The organism is Mycobacterium sp. E2238 (genome assembly GCF_001672665.1).
Lineage (GTDB): Bacteria > Actinomycetota > Actinomycetes > Mycobacteriales > Mycobacteriaceae > Mycobacterium.
Window position 1 is genome coordinate 44,980 of record NZ_LZKF01000003.1, and the last position, 19,251, is coordinate 64,230.

16 protein-coding genes and 1 pseudogene are annotated in these 19,251 nt (G+C 68.4%); 6 read left to right on the top strand and 11 right to left on the bottom strand.

The features are described 5' to 3' along the window. Positions 1-22: 22 nt before the first annotated feature. Both A5711_RS00275 and lepA read right to left on the bottom strand, forming a co-directional pair. Positions 23-742 (bottom strand): sensor domain-containing protein, encoded by a 720-nt coding sequence (locus A5711_RS00275; protein WP_067942942.1) that lies wholly within the window; start codon positions 740-742, stop codon positions 23-25. A gap of 8 nt (positions 743-750) precedes the next feature. Next, positions 751-2,634 (bottom strand): translation elongation factor 4, encoded by a 1,884-nt coding sequence (gene lepA / locus A5711_RS00280; RefSeq protein WP_067942910.1) that lies wholly within the window; start codon positions 2,632-2,634, stop codon positions 751-753. Positions 2,635-2,727: 93 nt separating this feature from the next. Between lepA and A5711_RS00285 the strand changes: the two genes are divergently transcribed. Next, positions 2,728-3,327 (top strand): type II toxin-antitoxin system PemK/MazF family toxin, encoded by a 600-nt coding sequence (locus tag A5711_RS00285; protein WP_067942911.1) that lies wholly within the window; start codon positions 2,728-2,730, stop codon positions 3,325-3,327. Between the two features lie 130 nt (positions 3,328-3,457). Here A5711_RS00285 and A5711_RS00290 read toward each other — a convergent pair whose 3' ends face one another. Continuing rightward, on the bottom strand, positions 3,458-3,886 hold the full coding sequence (locus A5711_RS00290) for a CBS domain-containing protein (RefSeq protein WP_066952803.1): 429 nt from the start codon (positions 3,884-3,886) through the stop codon (positions 3,458-3,460). A gap of 192 nt (positions 3,887-4,078) precedes the next feature. Between A5711_RS00290 and A5711_RS00295 the strand changes: the two genes are divergently transcribed. After that, complete coding sequence (locus A5711_RS00295; protein ID WP_067942913.1) at positions 4,079-4,918, top strand: ribonuclease Z; 840 nt, start codon at positions 4,079-4,081, stop codon at positions 4,916-4,918. A 3-nt stretch (positions 4,919-4,921) separates the two neighbouring features. Here the strand turns inward: A5711_RS00295 and A5711_RS00300 are convergent, their stop codons facing one another. From A5711_RS00300 to A5711_RS00315, 4 genes are read right to left on the bottom strand one after another with little or no spacing between them, the layout of a single operon-like run. Further along, positions 4,922-5,596, bottom strand: coding sequence for a hypothetical protein (locus tag A5711_RS00300; RefSeq protein WP_231971970.1), 675 nt, complete (start codon positions 5,594-5,596; stop codon positions 4,922-4,924). 25 nt (positions 5,597-5,621) lie between these two features. Further along, entirely contained in the window at positions 5,622-6,461 is an 840-nt protein-coding gene (locus tag A5711_RS00305; protein WP_067942915.1) for a transglutaminase family protein, read from the bottom strand. Continuing rightward, complete coding sequence (locus tag A5711_RS00310; RefSeq protein ID WP_067942917.1) at positions 6,461-7,438, bottom strand: alpha-E domain-containing protein; 978 nt, start codon at positions 7,436-7,438, stop codon at positions 6,461-6,463. Before A5711_RS00310 ends, A5711_RS00305 begins: the two co-directional genes overlap by 1 nt. Beyond that, complete coding sequence (locus A5711_RS00315) at positions 7,438-9,120, bottom strand: circularly permuted type 2 ATP-grasp protein (protein WP_067942918.1); 1,683 nt, start codon at positions 9,118-9,120, stop codon at positions 7,438-7,440. The genes A5711_RS00310 and A5711_RS00315 overlap by 1 nt, the downstream gene beginning before the upstream one ends. Before the next feature lie 137 nt (positions 9,121-9,257). On the opposite strand from A5711_RS00315, the gene rpsT reads away from it, so the two are divergent. Beyond that, positions 9,258-9,518 (top strand): 30S ribosomal protein S20, encoded by a 261-nt coding sequence (rpsT, locus tag A5711_RS00320; protein ID WP_066952793.1) that lies wholly within the window; start codon positions 9,258-9,260, stop codon positions 9,516-9,518. 9 nt (positions 9,519-9,527) lie between these two features. On the opposite strand, the gene holA is transcribed toward rpsT, so the two are convergent. The 3 genes from holA to A5711_RS00335 are packed head-to-tail and all read right to left on the bottom strand — an operon-like array spanning position 9,528 to position 12,972. Then, positions 9,528-10,496, bottom strand: coding sequence for a DNA polymerase III subunit delta (gene holA, locus A5711_RS00325; protein ID WP_067942920.1), 969 nt, complete (start codon positions 10,494-10,496; stop codon positions 9,528-9,530). Between the two features lie 26 nt (positions 10,497-10,522). After that, a complete protein-coding gene (locus A5711_RS00330) occupies positions 10,523-12,115 on the bottom strand; it encodes a ComEC/Rec2 family competence protein (protein ID WP_067942922.1) in 1,593 nt (530 codons plus the stop codon). Positions 12,116-12,120: 5 nt separating this feature from the next. Beyond that, positions 12,121-12,972, bottom strand: coding sequence for a ComEA family DNA-binding protein (locus tag A5711_RS00335; RefSeq protein WP_067942924.1), 852 nt, complete (start codon positions 12,970-12,972; stop codon positions 12,121-12,123). Positions 12,973-13,168: 196 nt separating this feature from the next. On the opposite strand from A5711_RS00335, the gene A5711_RS00340 reads away from it, so the two are divergent. The 3 genes from A5711_RS00340 to A5711_RS00350 are packed head-to-tail and all read left to right on the top strand — an operon-like array spanning position 13,169 to position 15,869. After that, positions 13,169-14,329: an acyl-CoA dehydrogenase family protein gene (locus tag A5711_RS00340; RefSeq protein WP_067942946.1), complete on the top strand. Its 1,161-nt coding sequence runs from the start codon at positions 13,169-13,171 to the stop codon at positions 14,327-14,329. A gap of 7 nt (positions 14,330-14,336) precedes the next feature. Then, positions 14,337-15,443 carry an acyl-CoA dehydrogenase family protein gene (locus A5711_RS00345; protein ID WP_067942926.1) on the top strand — a complete coding sequence of 369 codons (1,107 nt, stop codon included), beginning with the start codon at positions 14,337-14,339 and terminating at the stop codon, positions 15,441-15,443. Between the two features lie 3 nt (positions 15,444-15,446). After that, positions 15,447-15,869 carry a PPOX class F420-dependent oxidoreductase gene (locus A5711_RS00350; protein WP_067942928.1) on the top strand — a complete coding sequence of 141 codons (423 nt, stop codon included), beginning with the start codon at positions 15,447-15,449 and terminating at the stop codon, positions 15,867-15,869. Positions 15,870-15,908: 39 nt separating this feature from the next. Here A5711_RS00350 and A5711_RS00355 read toward each other — a convergent pair. Next, a pseudogene (locus tag A5711_RS00355) lies at positions 15,909-19,127 on the bottom strand (SDR family NAD(P)-dependent oxidoreductase); the annotation flags it as partial. Positions 19,128-19,251: the final 124 nt, after the last annotated feature.

Genomic DNA, 19,251 nt, shown 5'->3' on the forward strand with positions numbered 1-19,251 from the left:
AGGACGATTCGGGCGGTTCTCATCAGTTGCTGCTCGAGACTTTTCGCAACATCACCTCGACGAGATCGACCGCCCTGCGGCCGGCCTGCACACGCGGACCGTCGGCTACTTTGACGTCGGCGATGACGTCGCCCTTGACGCCCACGGCTCGCTCGAGCGGGCACGGCGGAGCGTGATGGTTGTCCCACGCGACAACGGTCGCCGACAGTACCGGCCCGTCGACGCGGGTGTCGGTCACCTTCGAGTACAACTCGGTGTTGCTCGAGTCGTGGGTGTATATGGTGACCGTGGTGCCGTCGCAGCGTTGCCATTGCTCGACAAACGACGCGAAGAGCCGTTGCGCGTCGGCCGTGGCTGCCAGCTTGATCGCCGCCGCCGTTGCGCTGGACACCGCCACGCCGGAGTCGTAATTCCAGTAGTTCTGCGTCGCGGCCGCATGCACGTGGCCAGGTTCGTAGACGATGCGCATCGCCGGCGCGACGACCCCGAGGCATTGGATCGGTGCGGCGCCACCGCTGTCGCGGATCCCGTTGGGCAGCAGGTCAATACCACCCACCTGCGCCGGGCTGTGCGGCGGCAGCTCGTTCCCGACGGCTGCGCTGACCTCCGCGTCGTCCGGCAGGACTTGCTCGAGCGGCAGGGCGGCGGCGCCGAGATGACCGGCGCGCACGGGTGTGCCGTTGACGGTCGTGACGCATCCCGTGCTCAGCAGACCGATACCCACCATGACAACCGCTCGCATCGGCACGGCTACTTCTTGCCCTTGTCGCCGGCGGCGTCCGTGGACAGGGCCGCGACGAAGGCCTCCTGCGGCACATCGACCCGTCCGATGGTCTTCATCCGCTTCTTGCCTTCCTTCTGCTTTTCCAGCAGTTTGCGTTTGCGGGTGATGTCTCCGCCGTAACACTTGGATAGCACGTCCTTGCGGATCGCCCGGATATTCTCGCGCGCAATGATTTTCGATCCGATTGCCGCCTGCACCGGCACCTCGAACTGCTGGCGCGGAATGAGCTCTTTCAGCTTGGTGGTCATCTTATTGCCGTACGCCGAAGCCCCATCCTTGTGCACGATCGCAGAGAACGCGTCGACGGCCTCGCCCTGCAGCAGGATGTCGACCTTGACCAGTTGGGCCTCTTGCTCGCCGGCCTCCTCGTAGTCGAGGCTGGCGTAGCCGCGGGTGCGCGACTTCAGCGAGTCGAAGAAGTCGAAGATGATCTCGCCGAGCGGCATCGTGTAGCGCAGCTCCACCCGCTCGGGTGACAGGTAGTCCATGCCGCCCAACTCGCCGCGGCGCGACTGGCACAGCTCCATGATGGTGCCGATGAACTCGCTGGGCGCGATGATGGTGGTCTTCACGACGGGCTCATACACCGTGCGCACCTTGCCTTCCGGCCAGTCCGACGGGTTGGTCACCACGATCTCGCTGTCGTCCTCTTTGATGACCCGGTAGACGACGTTGGGCGACGTAGAGATCAGATCCAGGTTGAACTCGCGCTCCAGACGTTCGCGGGTGATCTCCATGTGCAGCAGGCCCAGAAAGCCGCACCGGAACCCGAAGCCGAGCGCCACCGACGTTTCCGGCTCGTAGGTCAGGGCCGCGTCGTTGAGCTGCAGCTTGTCCAGGGCGTCGCGCAGATCCGGGTAATCGGAGCCGTCCACCGGGTACAGGCCCGAGTACACCATCGGCTTGGGCTCGCGATACCCGGTGAGGGCCTCGGTGGCGCCGTGCCGGGCCGTCGTCACCGTGTCACCGACCTTGGACTGGCGGACGTCCTTCACACCGGTGATCAGGTAGCCCACCTCGCCCACGCCCAGGCCCTCGCTGGGCTTGGGTTCGGGCGAGACGATGCCCACTTCGAGCAACTCGTGGGTGGCGCCGGTGGACATCATCAAGATGCGCTCCCGCGGGACGATCTTGCCGTCCATCACCCGGACGTAGGTCACCACGCCGCGGTAGATGTCGTAGACGGAGTCGAAGATCATCGCGCGGGTGGGTGCGTCGGCGTCGCCTTGGGGATGCGGCACCAGCCGGACCACCTCGTCGAGAAGGTGAGCCACGCCCTCGCCGGTTTTGCCGGACACCCGCAGCACGTCGTCCGGCTCACAGCCGATGATGTGTGCGAGCTCTGCCGCGTAGCGGTCCGGGTCGGCCGCGGGCAGGTCGATCTTGTTGAGCACCGGGATGATGGTCAAGTCCCGATCCAGGGCCAGGTACAGGTTGGCCAGCGTCTGCGCCTCGATGCCCTGGGCCGCGTCGACCAGCAGCACCGCGCCCTCGCAGGCCTCCAGCGCCCGCGACACCTCGTAGGTGAAGTCGACGTGGCCCGGGGTGTCGATCAGGTGCAGGACGTAATCTTGGTCCCCGACTTTCCACGGCAACCGGACGTTCTGCGCCTTGATGGTGATCCCGCGCTCCCGCTCGATGTCCATCCGATCCAGGTACTGGGCCCGCATCATCCGCTCGTCGACGACGCCGGTGAGCTGAAGCATCCGGTCCGCCAGCGTGGACTTGCCGTGATCGATGTGGGCGATGATGCAGAAGTTCCTAATCTGCGCCGGCGCGGTGAAGGTCTTGTCGGCGAAACTGCTGATGGGAATCTCCTGGTCTGAACACGATTGCGGCCGCCTGAACACCGGCCCATTGGTATGTCCAGGGTATCTAGGCGGGGTGCCCGAGACCTACTTGGACACAATCGCACCCGCGCGATGCGCGTCTATGCTGCGAATATGGCGTCGGCCCGCAAATCCCAGTGGAAGACGTTCCAGCGGTTCGCGGAAAACCTGGTCTTCGATCGGGCCCCGCGACTGGCCCGGCACGTGCAGAACTCGCAGACCGTGCTGCGCGAACTGCAGCACGCCGTGAAGATCACCGCGAACGTCATCGCGGCCGCCGCGCCGCAACCGCCCGCGGTCACCGCGGGCCGCCCGGTGACCAGCACGAGCTTCCCGACCGCGCAGCGCGCGCGCAAGCTGGTCTACGCGCCCGACCTCGACGGCCGGGCCGATCCCGGCGAGATCGTCTGGACCTGGGTGGTTTACGAGGACGACCCCACCCGGGGTAAGGACCGGCCCGTGCTCGTGGTCGGTCGTGACCGCCGCGTCTTACTGGGGTTGATGGTGTCCAGCCAGGAACGCCACGCCGAGGACCGGGACTGGATCGGAATCGGTTCCGGCGCCTGGGATTACGAAGGCAGGCCTAGCTGGGTTCGGCTGGACCGGGTGCTCGACGTCCCCGAGGAGAGCATTCGCCGCGAGGGCGCGATCCTGGACCGCGAGATCTTCGAAGTGGTGGCCCAGCGGCTACGCGCGGACTACTCCTGGAGCTAGTCGCCCAGCGTGTAACCACGGCGAAAGAATGGCCGCATTTTCGCCCTGAATGCACGCTCGGCGAGTCGGGCAGTCAGCCCCGCTCGGCGACGATGCACGCCGTGAAACGGCGTGAGGAGAAGCCGCGCAGTCAGCCCTGCGTGATGTAGGACTGCAGCTGCTGCTGTTCGGCCTCGAGCTCTTCCATCCGGGTCTTAACCACGTCGCCGATGCTCACGATGCCGATCAGCTTCTTGCCGTCCAGCACGGGCACATGCCGCACCCGGTTCTTGGTCATCAGCACGCTCAGGGAGTCGACGGTGTCGGCTTTCGTGCAGGTGGCGACGGTGGTGGTCATGATCTTCGAGATCGGGCGCGACAGCACGCTGGCGCCATGGGTGTGCAGCTCGCGCACCACGTCGCGCTCGGAGACGATGCCTACGACGCCCTCGTCGCCGACGACGACCATGGCGCCGATGTTCTGCTCGGCGAGCCCGGCGAGCAGCTCTTTCACCGTCGCCTCGGGGTTGATGGTCACCACCGCCGCGCCTTTGTTCCGCAAGACGTCTGCTATCCGCATCAAAGGCCTCCAGCTGGTTGTGATCCGCTTCACAACAGGCTACGGCTTACTCGTGCGGCGCAAAAGCCACGACGAGAAGCGGTAGCCGATCCGTGTCCATACCCTGACGTCGCCGTTCGAAACGAGGACGTCCGACCGGTCGGATCCCCCGAATGGGCCACTGCGGCGGGCCGCGGCTTGCAAGATAGGGCCATGATCGAGATCACGCTGCTGGGGACCGGGAGCCCGATCCCCGACCCGAACCGGGCCGGCCCGTCGACTCTGGTGCGGGCCGGCGGGCAGGTGTTTCTGGTGGACTGCGGGCGTGGGGTGTTGCAGCGCGCGGCGGCCGTCGGCGTGGGCGCCGCCGGATTGTCGGCGCTGCTGATCACCCATCTGCACAGCGACCACATCGGGGACCTCGGCGACCTCCTGATCACCCGCTGGATCAGCACCTTCGCACCGGACCCGGCGCCGCTGCCGATCATCGGGCCGCCCGGGACCGCGGAGACGGTCGAGGCGACGCTGCACGCGTTCCGCCACGACATCGAGTACCGGATCGCTCATCACGCCGACCTGAACGCCCCACCGTCGGTCGAAGTCCACGAATGCACCGAGGGGGCGGTGTGGGACCGCGACGGCGTGTCGATCCGGGTGGCACCCACCGATCACCGACCGGTGGCCCCGACCATCGGGTTCCGCGTCGACTACGGCACGGCGTCGGTGGTGCTCGCCGGGGACACGGTGCCCTGCGCCGGCCTCGACGGGCTGGCGGCCGGCGCCGGCGCTTTGGTGCACACCGTGATCCGCAAGGACATCGTCGGCAACATCCCGCAACAGCGGCTCCAAGACATCTGCGACTACCACTCGTCGGTCGAGGAGGCGGCGGCAACCGCGGCCCGCGCGGGGGTGGGCACGCTCGTCATGACGCATTACGTGCCCGCGCTGGTGCCCGGCCAGGAAGAGCAGTGGCGGGCCCTGGCGGCTTCGGCGTTCGACGGGCGGATCGAGCTCGGCGACGACCTGCATCGCGTCGAAATCGACGCGCCGTAACGGTCAATCCGCGATGTCGTTGCGGCGCAACGGCAGCAGCGCCGCCGCCAGCACCAGCCAGCACAGCGCCGACACCCTGGCAACCGGCAGGATCACGCCCAGGGCCGGCCAGACCAATACCGCCGTCGCCGCTTCGGCGAGGGCGGCGATTCCCAGGCCGGCCCAGGCCACCGGGCTCGGCAGCAAGCCCCGGCTCAGGGCGGGTCCCGCGATCCCGGCGACCATCAGGCCCAGGGCCACGATGTGTCCCGGGCCGCCGACCAGAAACACCAGCAGGTACAGCGCGTCGACCACCGTCGCGTCCCCGGCGACTTCGGGCCGCGACAGCGGCCAGGCCAGCAGGCCGCACAGCCCCAGCGCGCCAGCGGCCAGGACGCCTCCCGTGAGCGCGACCGCGGCTCCCGGCCCGGCAGCGCCGAGCCGGCGCAGCCGGACGCTGACCGTCGCCGTGTAGGCCGCCAACGGGATCGACGACGCAAACGTCGCCACGGCGATGACGCGCACGGCGACCGGCTCCGCACGGACGTAGGCCGCCACCGCGGCCGCCGGACCGTACGGCAGCGGCATCACACCGCCCAGGGCGATCCCGACGGCGATCCCGCCGAAGAGCACCGCGACACACAGCGCGGACAGCAGCAGCAACGAGGGACCACCGCGGTTAGGCGCAGTGTCGTTCATGGCGTGAACGCTATGCCCGCGCCGGCTAAGCCAGCCGGGTGACCTCCACGACGACGTCGAGATCGGTCGCCCCCTGACCGGAGTAAATGCCTTTCAGGGGAGGGACGTCGGTGTAGTCGCGGCCGGCGCCCACGCCGACGTATTGCTCGGAGATCTCTGTTCCGTTGGTGGGGTCGTAACTCCACCAGCCGCCCGTCCACGCCTGAATCCACGCGTGGCTGCGCCCGTCCACGGTGTCCCCGACCACGGCGTCGCGCTTGGGATGCAGGTAGCCCGACACGTAGTACGCGGGAATCCCCATGGCCCGCAACAACATCAGCGACAAGTGCACGAAGTCCTGGCAGACACCCCGACCCGCGTTCAACGCGTCCAGCCCCGACGAGTGCACGCTGGTGGTTCCCGGGAGATAGTCCAGTTCGCCGCGCACCCATTCGCTCGCGGCCGGGACGGCCTCGGCGGGCTGGTGCGACTTGGCGATCTTCTTGGCCACGGACGCAACCTTTTTGCTCGCCGGGGTATGCCCGGTGGGGCGAAGCAACTCGTCGAACCGGTCGATCACCGCCTCGGACTTGAGCTCACCCCAGCCGACGTCGGTCACCGGCGGTTCCGGCTGCTCGGTTTCCACCACCGACGACGACGTCACCGTTAGGTCGGTGTGCGGCGCGTGCAGATCGAATGCCGTTACGGCGGTGCCCCAATAGTCGATGTAGCGATAGGACCGGGTCGCGGGGATTGTCTCGACGCGATTGAGGATGACGTTTTGCCTGGTGTTCGACCGCGGGGTCAACCGCGCTTCGTTGTAGGACGCGGTCACCGCCGACTGGTAGGCATACCCGGTGGTGTGCACCACCCGCAGCCGCCACATCAGCCGTCCCCTTTGCGGCTGACCAGCCGGCCGCGATCGCCGGCATCCGACCACGCCACCCACGGGGTGACGTGAAAGTACTGCACCGACAACGCTTCTCCGACGTCGTGGCAGGTTCGCTGCAGGCCCGCCAGGCGAGTCTCCAGGGACTCCAGCAGTACACCGGGTTGCACGAATTCGAGTTCGCTTCGGGCCTGCCCGAGCAGCCGCTGCGCCTCCCCGGTGGCGCCGATCCGGCTCTGCCGGGAGTGCAGCAGTTCGTCGAGGTTGTGTTCGGCGAGCCGCAGGGAATAGAACACCGAACGCGGGAACAACCGGTCCAGCAACATGAATTCGACCACCCGCCCGGCGTCCAGCACGCCGCGATAGGTGCGCAGGTAGGTGTCATGCGCACCCGCCGAACGCAACAGCGTCACCCACGCCGGGGACGAAGCGCTGTCGCCCACCCGCGAAAGCAACAGCCGCACCGTCATGTCCACCCGCTCGATCGCACGGCCCAGCACCATGAAGCGGTACCCGTCGTCGCGGGACAGTGTCGAGTCGGCCAGGCCGGCGAACATCGCCGCCCGGCCCTCGATGTAGGACAGGAACTCATGGGGCCCAAGGCGTTTCGCGGCACGCTCGCGTTCGGGCAGGGCGTGATAGGTGGTGTTGAGGCACTCCCAGATCTCGCTGGACGTCACCTCGCGCGCCGACTTGGCGTTCTCCCGCGCCGCCGTGATGGCGTCGACGATCGAACTTCCCCCCGAAGCGTTGGTGCTGAAGGCCACCAGGTCGGTCAGCGACCAGACGTCGAGGTCGTGGTGCGGGGGGTCGATGCCGAGCACCCGCAGCAGCAGCCGGGACGCCTGGTCCGGGTCGACGCTGGACTCCTCGAGCAATTGGTGCAGCATTACGTCGAGGATGCGCGCGGTGTCGTCGGCGCGTTCGACATAGCGACCGATCCAGAACAGCGCCTCCGCGTTACGGGCCAGCATCAGCGCTTCGCCCGCCGTTGTTGCCGCTGAAACTGCTGTTCCTGCGGGGATTCCGTGGGTTGCGTCTGGGTCTGCGCGAATCGCTCCGCGCCGTCCAGCACCGGGTCGGACATCGACTCGGGCAGCGAGCGGACGACTTCCGCCGCGCCGAGCTCGTGATCACCGCCCGAGGTCCGCGACGCCAGCACCCAGGTGTCCTTCGAGCCACCGCCCTGGCTCGAGTTGACCACCCGCGAGCCCTCGACCAGGGCCACCCGGGTCAGGCCGCCGGGCAACACCCAGACGTCGTCGCCGTCATTGACCGCGAACGGCCGCAGGTCGACATACCGGGGCGCCAGCGTGTTCCCGATCTGCGTCGGCACGGTCGACAGTTCCATCATCGGCTGGGCGATCCAGCTGCGCGGATCGTCGCGAACCTTCTTGGCGACTGTGGCTAACTCCTTCTCGGAGGCTTCCGGCCCGAACACGATGCCGTAACCCCCGGACCCCTCGACCGGCTTGAGGACCAATTCGTCGATCCGGTCCAGCACCTCTTCGCGTTCGTCGTCGAGCCAGCACCGATACGTCTCGACGTTGGCCAGCAGCGGCTTCTCCCCCAGGTAGTACTCGATCATCGTCGGCACATAGGTGTAGACGAGCTTGTCGTCGCCCACACCGTTGCCGATGGCGCTGGAGACGACGACGTTGCCGGCGCGGGCGGCGTTGACCAGGCCGGCCACCCCGAGGACCGAGTCGGCGCGGAACTGCAGCGGGTCCAAGAATGCGTCGTCAATGCGCCGGTAGATGACGTCGACCTGCACCTCCCCCTCCGTGGTGCGCATGTAGACCTGGTTGTCGCGGCAGAACAGGTCGCGACCCTCGACCAGCTCGACCCCCATCTGGCGGGCCAGCAGCGAGTGCTCGAAGTAGGCCGAGTTGTAGACCCCGGGAGTGAGCACCACCACGGTCGGGTCGGCCTCGTTGGTGGCCGCGGAATTGCGCAACGCGCGCAGCAGGTGCGACGCGTAATCGTCGACCGCACGCACGCGGTGGGTGGCGAACAGATTCGGGAAGACCCGCGCCATGGTCCGACGGTTCTCCATGACATACGACACCCCGGAGGGCGAGCGCAGGTTGTCCTCGAGGACGCGGAAGTTGCCCTTCTCGTCGCGGATCAGGTCGATGCCGGCGACGTGGATGCGGACGCCGTTGGGCGGGACGATGCCCATCGCCTCGCGGTGGAAATGCTCGCAGGAAGTGATCAGGCGGCGCGGGATGATGTCGTCGTTCAGGATCTCCTGATCGCCGTAGATGTCGTCGAGATACATCTCGAGCGCCTTGACGCGCTGGATGATGCCGCGCTCCAACCGGCTCCACTCGGCGGCCGAGATGACCCGCGGAACCAGGTCGAGCGGAAAAGGCCGCTCCTGACCCGACAGCGAGAAGGTGATGCCCTGGTCGATGAAGGCGCGACCCAGCGCTTCGGCGCGGGCCTTCAGGTCCGAGGCGTCCGATGGCGCGAGCTCGGCGTAGATGCCCTTATAGGGGCCCCGAACGGAGCCGTGGGCGTCGAACATCTCGTCAAACGCCATCGAATAGATGTCGGAGGACGTGTTGTAGCCGCCGAAAATGCGCTCGGCGCGCGCGGCGCGCAACCCCCGCCCGGTTTCCTCGAGCTGGCTCGGAAGACTCACTTTTAAGATGCTGCCTCAAATTGACGTTATGGCAGGCCACGGGTTCCCGTTTTGGGAGAAAACGTAACCGACTGATAACCTGGGCAGTCGCTGTGGTGACATCCGGCGCCCCCAACAAACGTCGAAGCGGAGAAGGAACTAGAAGCGTGGCCAACATCAAGTCGCAGCAGAAGCGCAATCGCACCAACGAGCGCGCCCGACTGCGCAACAAGTCGGTGAAGTCGTCGCTTCGCACCGCCGTCCGCGCGTTCCGTGAGGCCGCCCACGCCGGCGACAAGGAGAAGGCCTCCGAGTTGCTGGCCGCGACCACCCGCAAGCTGGACAAAGCGGCCAGCAAGGGCGTGATCCACAAGAATCAGGCGGCCAACAAGAAGTCGGCCCTGGCGCGCGCGCTCAACAAAATCTGACCCGCCCGCTCATCGGTTCCGGTTCGCGGCCAGCTCGGCCACCGTCCTGACCGCCGATTCCAGCGCATAGTCGGCGTCCGCCACCGCACCTTTGACGTTCGCGTTGAGCGCCGCCACCACCTTCATCGCGGCCGCGACGCTGTCGCGCGACCAATACCGAGCCTGTTTCTGGGCCTTCTGCACCCGCCACGGCGGCATCCCCAGTTGCGACGCCAGCCGATAGGGATCGCCTGACAGCGGAGCGACCCGCCCGATCGTGTGGACCGCTTCGGCCAGCGCGTCGGCCAGCACCACCAGCGGCTCCCCGCGCATCATCGCCCACCGCAGCGCTTCGGCCGCCCCCGCGACGTCGCCGGCCACCGCCTTGTCCGCGATGTCGAACCCCTTCACCTCGGCTTTGCCGCTGTGATAGCGGCGGACCGCGGCGGCATTCACGACCCCGCCCGTGTCGGCGACCAGCTGCGAGCACGCGGCCGCCAGCTCCCGCACGTCGGAGCCGACCGCGTCCAGCATGGCGATCACGGTCTCCTCGTCGACCTTGACGCGCAGCGCACGAAACTCCTTGCGGACGAAGTCAATTCGCTCGCTGACCTTGGTGATCCGCGCGCACGGGTGCAAGACGGCGCCCAGTGACTGCAACTCGGTGGCCAGCGCCTTGGCCCGCCCGCCGCCCGAATGCACGACCACCAGCATCGTGCCCAGCGGGACGTCGGCCGCGGCCGAGGCGATCACCGCGGCCGCCTCCTTGCCCGCTTCGCCTGCGGACTCCAGCACGACGATGCGCTCGTCCCCGAACAGCGACGGGCTCAGCAGCTCGGCGAGCTCGTAGGTGCTGACGTCACCCGCCCGCATTCGGCTGACCGGAACGTCGTCGATCCCGGCCCGCTGGCGCGCCGCCCGCAGTACGTCGGCCACCGCCCGCTCGACCAGCAGCTCCTCGTCTCCCAGGACCAGGTGCAACGGCGAAACCTCTGTCACCCCACGATGGTGTCACGACGGACCGACTACGCCGCCCCGGGATCCATCACCGTCGACACCCACCAAGCCAGCGCGCAGAGGGCGGCCGTCAACGCGCCCAGGCCGACCGCGGCGCCAAACCAGCGCCGGCCGCGCAGCCTCGTGACCGCCACGACGATCAGCGCGGTCACCCCGGCGACCAGCACCACTCCCGGCACCCCGGACGGAACGGGCAGCGTCGCACTGGGCGCGCCCGCCGACCAGTGCGCCACCCGCACCACCCACCACAGTTCGGGACCGGTGAAACGGACCAACACGTGCGCGCCGGGCGGCCACACCACGCTGAGCACGGCGGCCGCGCTGCCGAGCACGGTGATCGGCGCGATGACCGGCGCCGCCGCGAGGTTGGCGCCCACCGCCACCAGGCTGACCCGCCCGGAGATGCCCGCCACCAGCGGGGCGGTCACGACATGCGCGGCCGCGGCGATCGCCAGGGCGTCGGCCAGCGGCTTGGGGCAGCCTCTCCCCACCAGGCGGCGCGACCAGGCCGGCGCGATCACGACCAACGCGGCCGTCGCGACCGCCGACAGCGCGAAGCCGACGTCGACGGCCAACTGGGGGGCCAGCGCCAGCAAGACCAGCACCGCGGCGCAAAGCGCCGGAATGGCTTGCCGCCTGCGCGAGGACAGCAATCCCGCCAGCCCGATGGCGCCCATCACGGCCGCCCGCAACACGCTCGCCGTCGGTTCCACGACGATGACGAACGCGATCAGTGTCAGGGCAGCCAGCACGACCGCCGCCCGTGGACCGATCAGGCGTGCGGTGAACAGCACGGCCGCACACACGATGGTCACGTTGGCGCCCGACACCGCCATCAAGTGCGTCATCCCGGCCGCGCGAAAGTCCCGGTCGGTCTCGGCGGGAACCGCCGAGGTGTCGCCCAGCACCAGGGCGGGCAGCATCGCCGCCTGCTCGACGGGCAACGCACCGCGAACCGCGGTTTCGAACCTGTCGCGCACCGTGTGCGCCGCCCGATGCACGGCGCCGGCGGTGCCCAGAGTCGGGCGGCCCGACGCGTTGAGCACAGCGACGGTGAGGTCGCGGCGGGTCGGGCGGCTGATCCGGGCGGTGAACCGCAGTGGCCGACCCACCATCAACCCGTCGCCATCCGACGCGAAATCCGGTGCGCGCGCGAAAACGACCACCCGCCCCGAGATCTGCGCGTCGCGCAGGCGCTGCAGCGTGGCGCGAAACATGAGCCGGCCGCGGCCCAACGACACCGGGCTCTCCGTTGGGGTGACCGTCACCGGGGCGGCCGTCCCGAACGCCGCGGTGATCGGGTGGCGATCGACCGCCTCGGCGCGCAACGCGACCGCGAAGCCGAACCCGGCGCCGGTGACGCCGACCGCGACCAGGCCGGCGCTGACGGCCCGATGCCTCCCGGTCTCCCCTCGCCGGCGCGCGGCGCGCCAGACCAGCGTGCCGGCGGCGGCGACCAACAACAGGCAGGCCTGCGCGATCACCCGGCCGATCGGCCACCAGATCCCGGCGGCGGTCACCACCCAGCAGGTGAGCGCGGCCGGCACCAGGCGCGCGTCAACGCGTGCCGCGCCCGGTTCGGCGAGGTCGGAATCGTGCACGGGGGTCAGACACGGACCAGGGCGCGCAACTTCTCCAATCGCGCGGGCCCGATGCCGTCGACATCGGCGAGCTGGTCGACGCTGGTGAATTTGCCGTTCGCCTGCCGCCAGGCCACGATCGCGGCGGCCGTGACCGGCCCGACGCCGGGCAGGGCGTCCAAGTCGTCCACGGTCGCGGTGTTGAGGTCGAGCACCTCACCCGCCTTCTGCTTGCCCGGCCCCGCTCCGGTCCGCGGTGGCGGTGGCTTGGACGTCGGTGTCGTACCGGAGGCCACCGAGCTTCCCAACGCCGCCGACCGTCCGGGGACGGGCGAAAGCCCGACGACGATCTGCTCGCCGTCGCCGAGCGGACGCGCCATGTTCAGCCCGACGGTGTCCGCGCCGTTGACCGCGCCGCCCGCGGCCTGCAGCGCGTCGGCGACGCGCGCCCCGGGCGCCAGGGTGACCAGTCCGGGGCTATGCACCAGGCCCACCACGCTCACCACCACCGGCCGGTCGGGGCCGGCGCTGGGGTTCGCCGACGATTTGGGGCTCGCCGTCGACGCCTTCTCGACCGGCGGCAATTTGGCCGACATCACCGGCGCCGGCCGGTCACGCAGCAGCGTGAACACCGTGACCAGAACGGCCAGCGCGGCCACGATCGCCAACCCGACGGCACCCGCACGGCCCGGGTCGGCGCGCAGTCTAGCCATCCAGCCCCGATCCGGGGCCGCAGCCGGCAGCCACCGCGGCAGCAGTGAATTCTGGTCCTCGTCCACCGCCTCCCCGGGCGACGTCGACCCGGCGCCGTCGGACTCGGCATCCGGTTCGGCACCGAGTCGCCGCTGCAGACGCTCGGCGGGAAGTTCTGTTCGCATGCGCCGACCGTAGGTGCGCCGACCGCCAGATCGGCCCCCGAGCGGCGGCACCGGGACCGCGACTGTGGACTAAGCCGAGGCTGTGCACAAACCGCTATACGGGATGGGTCAAGATGGACCGAAGAACGCATCGCCAGAACCGGGCATCCATCCGACGCTGGTAGCCACGTTCACCCCCATACGACAGGAGGCCGCCGTGCAACTGGCGCTCACACCGGAGGAAGCCGCGTTCCGCGACGAGCTCCGCACCATCTACACCACCAAGATTCCGGAGGAGCTGCGCGAGCGGGTACGCCGGGGCTCGGCGGAGGTGAACCACGAAGACATCGTGACCAGCCACAAGATCCTGCACGAGCACGGTCTGGCGGTACCGAACTGGCCGGTCGAGTGGGGCGGCAAGGACTGGACGGCCACCCAGCACCAGATCTGGGCCGACGAGATGCAGCTGGCGTGCGTCCCGGAGCCGCTGAACTTCAACACCAAGATGGTGGGCCCGGTGATCGCGGAATTCGGTTCGGAGGAGGTCAAACAACGCTTCCTGCCGCCGACGGCCAGCCTCGACATCTGGTGGTGCCAGGGATTCTCCGAGCCCGAGGCCGGTTCGGACCTGGCGTCATTGCGCACCACAGCGGTGCGGGACGGCGACAGCTACGTCGTCAACGGCCAGAAGACCTGGACCACGCTCGGCCAGTACGCGGACTGGATCTTCTGCCTGGTGCGCACGGACCCGCAGGCGCCCAAACGGCAGGCCGGCATCTCGTTTCTGCTGTTCGACATGAAGACCCCGGGCATCACGCTGCGGCCCATCAAGACGATCGACGGCGGCCACGAGGTCAACGAGATCTTTTTCGAAGACGTCCGGGTGCCCGCCAACCAGCTTGTGGGAGAAGAGAATAAGGGCTGGACGTACGCCAAGTTCCTGCTGGGCAACGAGCGCACCGGCATCGCCGGCGTCGGCCGGACCAAGGTGCGCCTCGCCGAGGTGAAGAAACACGCGGCGGCCACCGGGGTGTTGCAGGATCCCCTGTTCGCGGCCCGCCTGGCCGAGGCCGAAAACGAGTTGCTGGCATTGGAACTCACGCAGTCGCGGGTGGTCACGGACTCCGCGAACGGGCAACCCAATCCGGCTTCGTCGGTCCTGAAGCTGCGCGGCAGCCAATTGCAGCAGATCGCCACCGAGCTGCTCGTCGAGGTGGCCGGGCCCGATGCCCTGCCGGCCGACGGCGAAGACATCGCGTCTCCGGACTGGGCGCAACACAGCGCGCCGCACTACCTCAACTACCGCAAGACGTCGATCTACGGCGGCAGCAACGAGGTGCAGCGCAACATCATCGCGTCCACCATTCTGGGATTGTGAGGCAGCCATGGACTTTCAGTTGACCGACGAGCAGACCCTGCTGCGCGACACGACCCGCGAGCTGCTGTCGCGCAGCTATGACCCGGAGAGCCGCAACAAGGTGATCGGCTCCGACCTGGGCTGGAGCCGCGAGGTGTGGAGTCAGCTCGCCGACACCGGGATCCTCGGCCTCGGCTTCGACCCGGACGAGGCGGGCCAAATCGAGATCATGGTCGTGCTCGCCGAAGCCGGGCGCCGGTTGGCCCCCGAGCCGATCCTGCACGCCGCGCTTGCGCCCGGCGCGCTGATCGCCGAGCGGGGCGCCGACGCCCAGAAGGCGCAGCTCGAAGACGTCGCGGCCGGCCAACGGCTGCTGGCCTTCGCCCACCTGGAACCCGGCCACCGTAAGCCGACCGCGGACGTGGGCACCAAGGCTGTGCGGCAAGGAGATTCGTGGACATTGAGCGGGCGCAAGAACCCGGTGCTCGCCGGCGACTGCGCCGACGCGCTGGTGGTCAGCGCCGCCTTGCCGGACGGCGGCACCGGCCTGTTCCTGGCCGACGCGGGCGCGGTCACGCGTCACCCGTACCGGACCTTCGACGGACAACGCGGCGCGCAGGTCGACTTCGACGCAACACCGGCGGAACCCTTGGGTGAAGCCGTCGACGCGTCCCAGGCCATCCTCGGCACCATCATCCGCATTCAGGCGGCGCTGTGCGCCGAAGCGGTCGGGGTGATGGAGGAAGCGCTGCGGCTGACCACCGATTACCTCAAGACCCGCAAGCAGTTCGGCGTCACACTCAACAAGTTTCAGGCACTCACGCAGCGGGCGGCCGACATGTACGTTTCGCTGGAACTGGCCCGCAGCATGAGCATGTACGCGTCGATGTCGATCGCCGACGGCAACCTCGAGCCGGTGATCGCCTCGCGCGCCAAGCTGCAGATCGGCCGCTCGGGTCGGCATATCGCCCAGGAGTCGATTCAGCTGCACGGCGGGATCGGCGTGACCGCCGAATATCCGGTCGCCCACTATGCGGCCCGGCTCACCGCGATCGAACACATCCTGGGAACCTCGAGCGACCACCTGCACAATCTGATCGACCACATCGGCGACTACGACCTCGCCCGCCTCTAGCGCATGACGGAGCTGTCCGACAGAGTCGTCGAGTTCCTGTCAGCCGGCACCCGTACCGGGATGCTCGGTTACGTCGCAGGCGACGGCCGGCCGCTGGTCGCGCCGGTGTGGTTCGTGGTCGATGGCAACCAGCTGGCGTTCAACACCGGCCGCGAAACCTCGAAAGGGCGTGCCCTGCGCCGTGATCCGCGGGTGGTGATCTGCGTCGACGATCCCCATCCGCCGTATTCGTTCGTTCAGGTGCAGGGCGTGGCCACGGTGAGTGAGGAACCGGCCGACGTACTCGACGTCGCCACCCGGACCGGCGCCCGGTACATGGGTGCCGACCGCGCCGAGGAGTTCGGCCGCCGCAACTCCGCACCCGGCGAACTGGTGGTGCGGGTGCGCCCGACCAAGGTGATCGCCGGTTTCGATATCAGCGACTGACGCGGGCGCCGAAGAACGCGAACCGGTTCGTCGCGAGGATCATCCGGGCGCGCCGACGGGTTCGCTACCGCCTGACTCCGGAACCAGATCCGGCACCTGGCTGGCCAGGTACTCGGCGAGCGAGCTGATCGTCGGGTAGTCGAAAACCGCTGTGGCGCTGATGGTGAACGCGCCGCCGAACTGGCCGTACAACCGGTTGCGGAGTTCGACCGCCATCAGCGAATCGGTACCGAGGTCGAGGAAGCGGCTGGTCGCGGCGGGCGGCTGCGCGAGCCGCAGGAATTGCTGCACCTCCTGCTGCAGGAATTCGGTCAGGAAACTGACCCGCTCCGCCTCCGGCACCTCATGCAGCTTTTTGAGCAGCTCGCTGTCGCCGGGCGTCGTGGCGGTCTCGCGCGGCAGCAAGTGGTCGAGAATCGGTGGGCGTGAACCCCGCAGCATCTTCGCGGCACGCTGCCAGTTGGCCTTGATCACGGTCGCCTGCCCCGTTCCGTGGGCAACGATTTCACCGAGCGCATTGAGGGCTGCCGTGGGTTCCACCGAAACCAGGCCTTGCGCACCGAGGTTGGCGCGCGCGGCCTCCGAAGCGGCCATGCCGCCGTGCGCCCAGGGACCGAAGTTGACACTGGTCGCGGGCAAACCTTGCGCTCTGCGTTCGGCAACGAGCCCGTCGAGCAACGCATTGGCGGTTGCGTAGTTGGCCTGGCCGGGCGAACCGAGCACGCTGGATATCGAGGAGTAAAGGATGAAGAAGTCCAGATCGTCTTTCCTGGTCAATCGGTGCAGATTCCAGGCGCCCAACGCTTTCGGCAGCAGGGTCGTCCGGAAGCGTTCGACGCTCTGCTGCGGCAGCAGCGCGTCGTCGAGGACGCCCGCCAGGTGCAGCACCCCCGCCAGCGGCGGCAGCTCCGCCCGGATCCGCTCCAGCAACTCCTCGACCTGGGACTCGTCGCCGACGTCGGCCGCAACGGTGTGGATCCGGCAGCGGTAGCGCTCGGTTATGTTGGCGATCACCTGTTGCGTGTCCGCGTCGGGTTCGCGGCGGCCGGTCAGCACGATGTCACCGGCACCGAGTTGGGCGAGGTAGGACGCCGTGTGCAGGCCGAGGGCTCCGAGGCCCCCGGTGATCAGATAGCTCCGATCACCTTGCGGCTGTAGCGGGTTCGGCATCTGCAGCACGATCTTGCCGATGTGCCGCGCCTGCTGCATGCGCCGAAACGCGGTCTTGGCCTCGCTCAGCGGGTAGATCTCGGCGGACAGCGGCGTCCACTCGCCGCTGCCCAACCCGTCCGACACTTCGGTCAGCAATCGCTGGATGCGTTCTGGGTCTTGCAGAATCGTCCCGTCCAGCGCAACCACTTCGTAGTCGATGTCGGGACGGGCCGCCGCCATTCGCTCCGGGGTCCAGATGTCCCGCTTGGCGATCTCGGCGAAGCGCCCATTGTGGGCGGTGGCCCGCACGGTCGCCTCCACAAAGCCCTCGTTGGTCAGGCTGTTGAGCACCACATCGACGCCGGCACCGCCGGTGTCGGCGAGGATCTGCTCAGCGAAATCCGTTGTGCGCGAGTCATATACATACTCGACGCCCAGGTTGCGCAGGGTCGCGCGTTTGTAGGCGCTGGCGGTGGCGAAGACGGTCGCCCCGTGCTGCTGCGCCATTTGGATGGCAGCCAGGCCGACGCCACCGCTCGCGGCGTGAATCAGCACGCGGTCACCCGGCTTCAGCTGCGCCCAGTCGAACGCGAGCCGGGCCGTCAGTGCGGCAGCCGGAATGGTCGCCGCAGCCACCGCGCTGAGCCCGTACGGCACCGGCGCCAGCAATTGAGCGGGAACATTGATCCGACTGGCGAACGCTCCCTGCATGAAGCCAAAGACGCGCTGGCCGACCTCGAATCCGGTTACGTCGAAACCCAACTCGGTGACGATACCCGCGAAGTCGCCGCCGATCAGCCCCGGATCGCCCGGGTAGAGGCCCAGCACATTGAGCACATCCCGGAAGTTGAGGCCGGCGGCCTCCACCCGAACTTGCACCTGGCCCGCGGCCGGCGACAGCACTTCCGTCTCGGCGAGTCGCAGGTTGTCGATGGCGCCGCGTTCAGTCGGCGCCAGGACATAGTCGCCTGTGCGCGGCACCGCGAGGTGACCGCTGCGCGCCCATGGCACCAGCCTGGATGCCAGGAACTTGCCTTGCCGCAGTGCGAGTTCCGGCTCGTGGACAGATCCGTCCGGTGCGCGGAGCAGGCGTGCGAGCGAGTGCGCGGCCGTGTCCGATCCGTCGTGGTCGGCCAGCCTGCAGCGCAGCGTGGGCTGCTCGGCGATGGCGGTACGCCCCAGCCCCCACAGCGCCGCCTGCACCGGATCCACCTTTTCGCCGGGTTCGGTCGCCACCGCTCGTTCGGTGATGATCCACAGCCCGCCAGGCAGATTCACTCCCTCTTCGGCCAGCAGAGTTCGCATCGCGCCGAGGATGTTGTCGATGTCGGTCTCCAGCCGAGCGCCGAACTCGTCGCTTGACTCCTCCGAGTTCGGTCGGCCCCCGCCACGCCAGACGATGCCGGTGATCGACGCACCGCTCTCCTGGGCGCGTGCGATGAGCTGCTGCCAGCCCTGCTGGCCCATCGCCGCTTCGGACCGGATACAACCCGGTAGCTCGGCGGCCAGCTCGTCGAAACCTGCGACCAGCCATGTGCCGTGGGCTTTTTCGCCGGGTCCGGTATCACTGATCGGCTCGGGCACCGGCACCTCATGCCAGCCCAGGGTGTACAGCAACCGGGAAGCGTCGCCGCCAAGCCCGCGCAATAAGGCTTCCCGGGGCGCGCGTTTGACGGTGAACTCGCGTATTCCGCCCAGGTGGCGGCCATTCCGATCCACGAAATCGAGATCGAAGACCTGGGTTTCGCTTTCGATACCGCCGGTACGCCACTTCGCGCGGCAGTAGAACCGCTGCGGCATCCGATCCGACAGCACCACCCTTCCGTACCGCAGCGGGAGAAACAGATCCGGAACCGCGCCCTGTTCGGTGGCCGCGAGAAGCGCCGGGAAGGCCGGGAAGGCGACGCCGGTGCAGAGGTCCAGCAGCACCGGATGGATGGGCTCACTGCCCAGATGTTCGGCGAGTTCGTCGCCGACGACGACATCGCCGAGCGCCTCACCTTCGCCCACCCAAAGCGATTTCAGGGATGTCGACCAGGTGGGTCCCCACGCCAGCTCCATGTCGGCGAAGAGCCGGACGTTGACTCGGCGGAACCTGTCGAGGCGGCGATCGAGCGGTTGAACCGCACCCGTCCGCAGCAGCTGTTCGACACCTTCGCCGACATGGAGCTGGCGTGGGGACCCACCTGGTCGACATCCCTGAAATCGCTTTGGGTGGGCGAAGGTGAGG

Excerpts from the sequence above, each read along its gene's own strand:
- A5711_RS00350 (WP_067942928.1), top strand. The coding sequence starts at position 15,447 with ATGACGGAGCTGTCCGACAGAGTCGTCGAGTTCCTGTCAGCCGGCACC.
- A5711_RS00335 (WP_067942924.1), bottom strand. The coding sequence starts at position 12,972 with ATGCGAACAGAACTTCCCGCCGAGCGTCTGCAGCGGCGACTCGGTGCC.
- A5711_RS00300 (WP_231971970.1), bottom strand. The coding sequence starts at position 5,596 with ATGAACGACACTGCGCCTAACCGCGGTGGTCCCTCGTTGCTGCTGCTG.
- A5711_RS00310 (WP_067942917.1), bottom strand. The coding sequence starts at position 7,438 with ATGCTGGCCCGTAACGCGGAGGCGCTGTTCTGGATCGGTCGCTATGTC.
- A5711_RS00275 (WP_067942942.1), bottom strand. The coding sequence starts at position 742 with ATGCGAGCGGTTGTCATGGTGGGTATCGGTCTGCTGAGCACGGGATGC.
- A5711_RS00295 (WP_067942913.1), top strand. The coding sequence starts at position 4,079 with ATGATCGAGATCACGCTGCTGGGGACCGGGAGCCCGATCCCCGACCCG.
- A5711_RS00345 (WP_067942926.1), top strand. The coding sequence starts at position 14,337 with ATGGACTTTCAGTTGACCGACGAGCAGACCCTGCTGCGCGACACGACC.
- A5711_RS00305 (WP_067942915.1), bottom strand. The coding sequence starts at position 6,461 with ATGTGGCGGCTGCGGGTGGTGCACACCACCGGGTATGCCTACCAGTCG.
- A5711_RS00285 (WP_067942911.1), top strand. The coding sequence starts at position 2,728 with ATGGCGTCGGCCCGCAAATCCCAGTGGAAGACGTTCCAGCGGTTCGCG.
- A5711_RS00290 (WP_066952803.1), bottom strand. The coding sequence starts at position 3,886 with ATGCGGATAGCAGACGTCTTGCGGAACAAAGGCGCGGCGGTGGTGACC.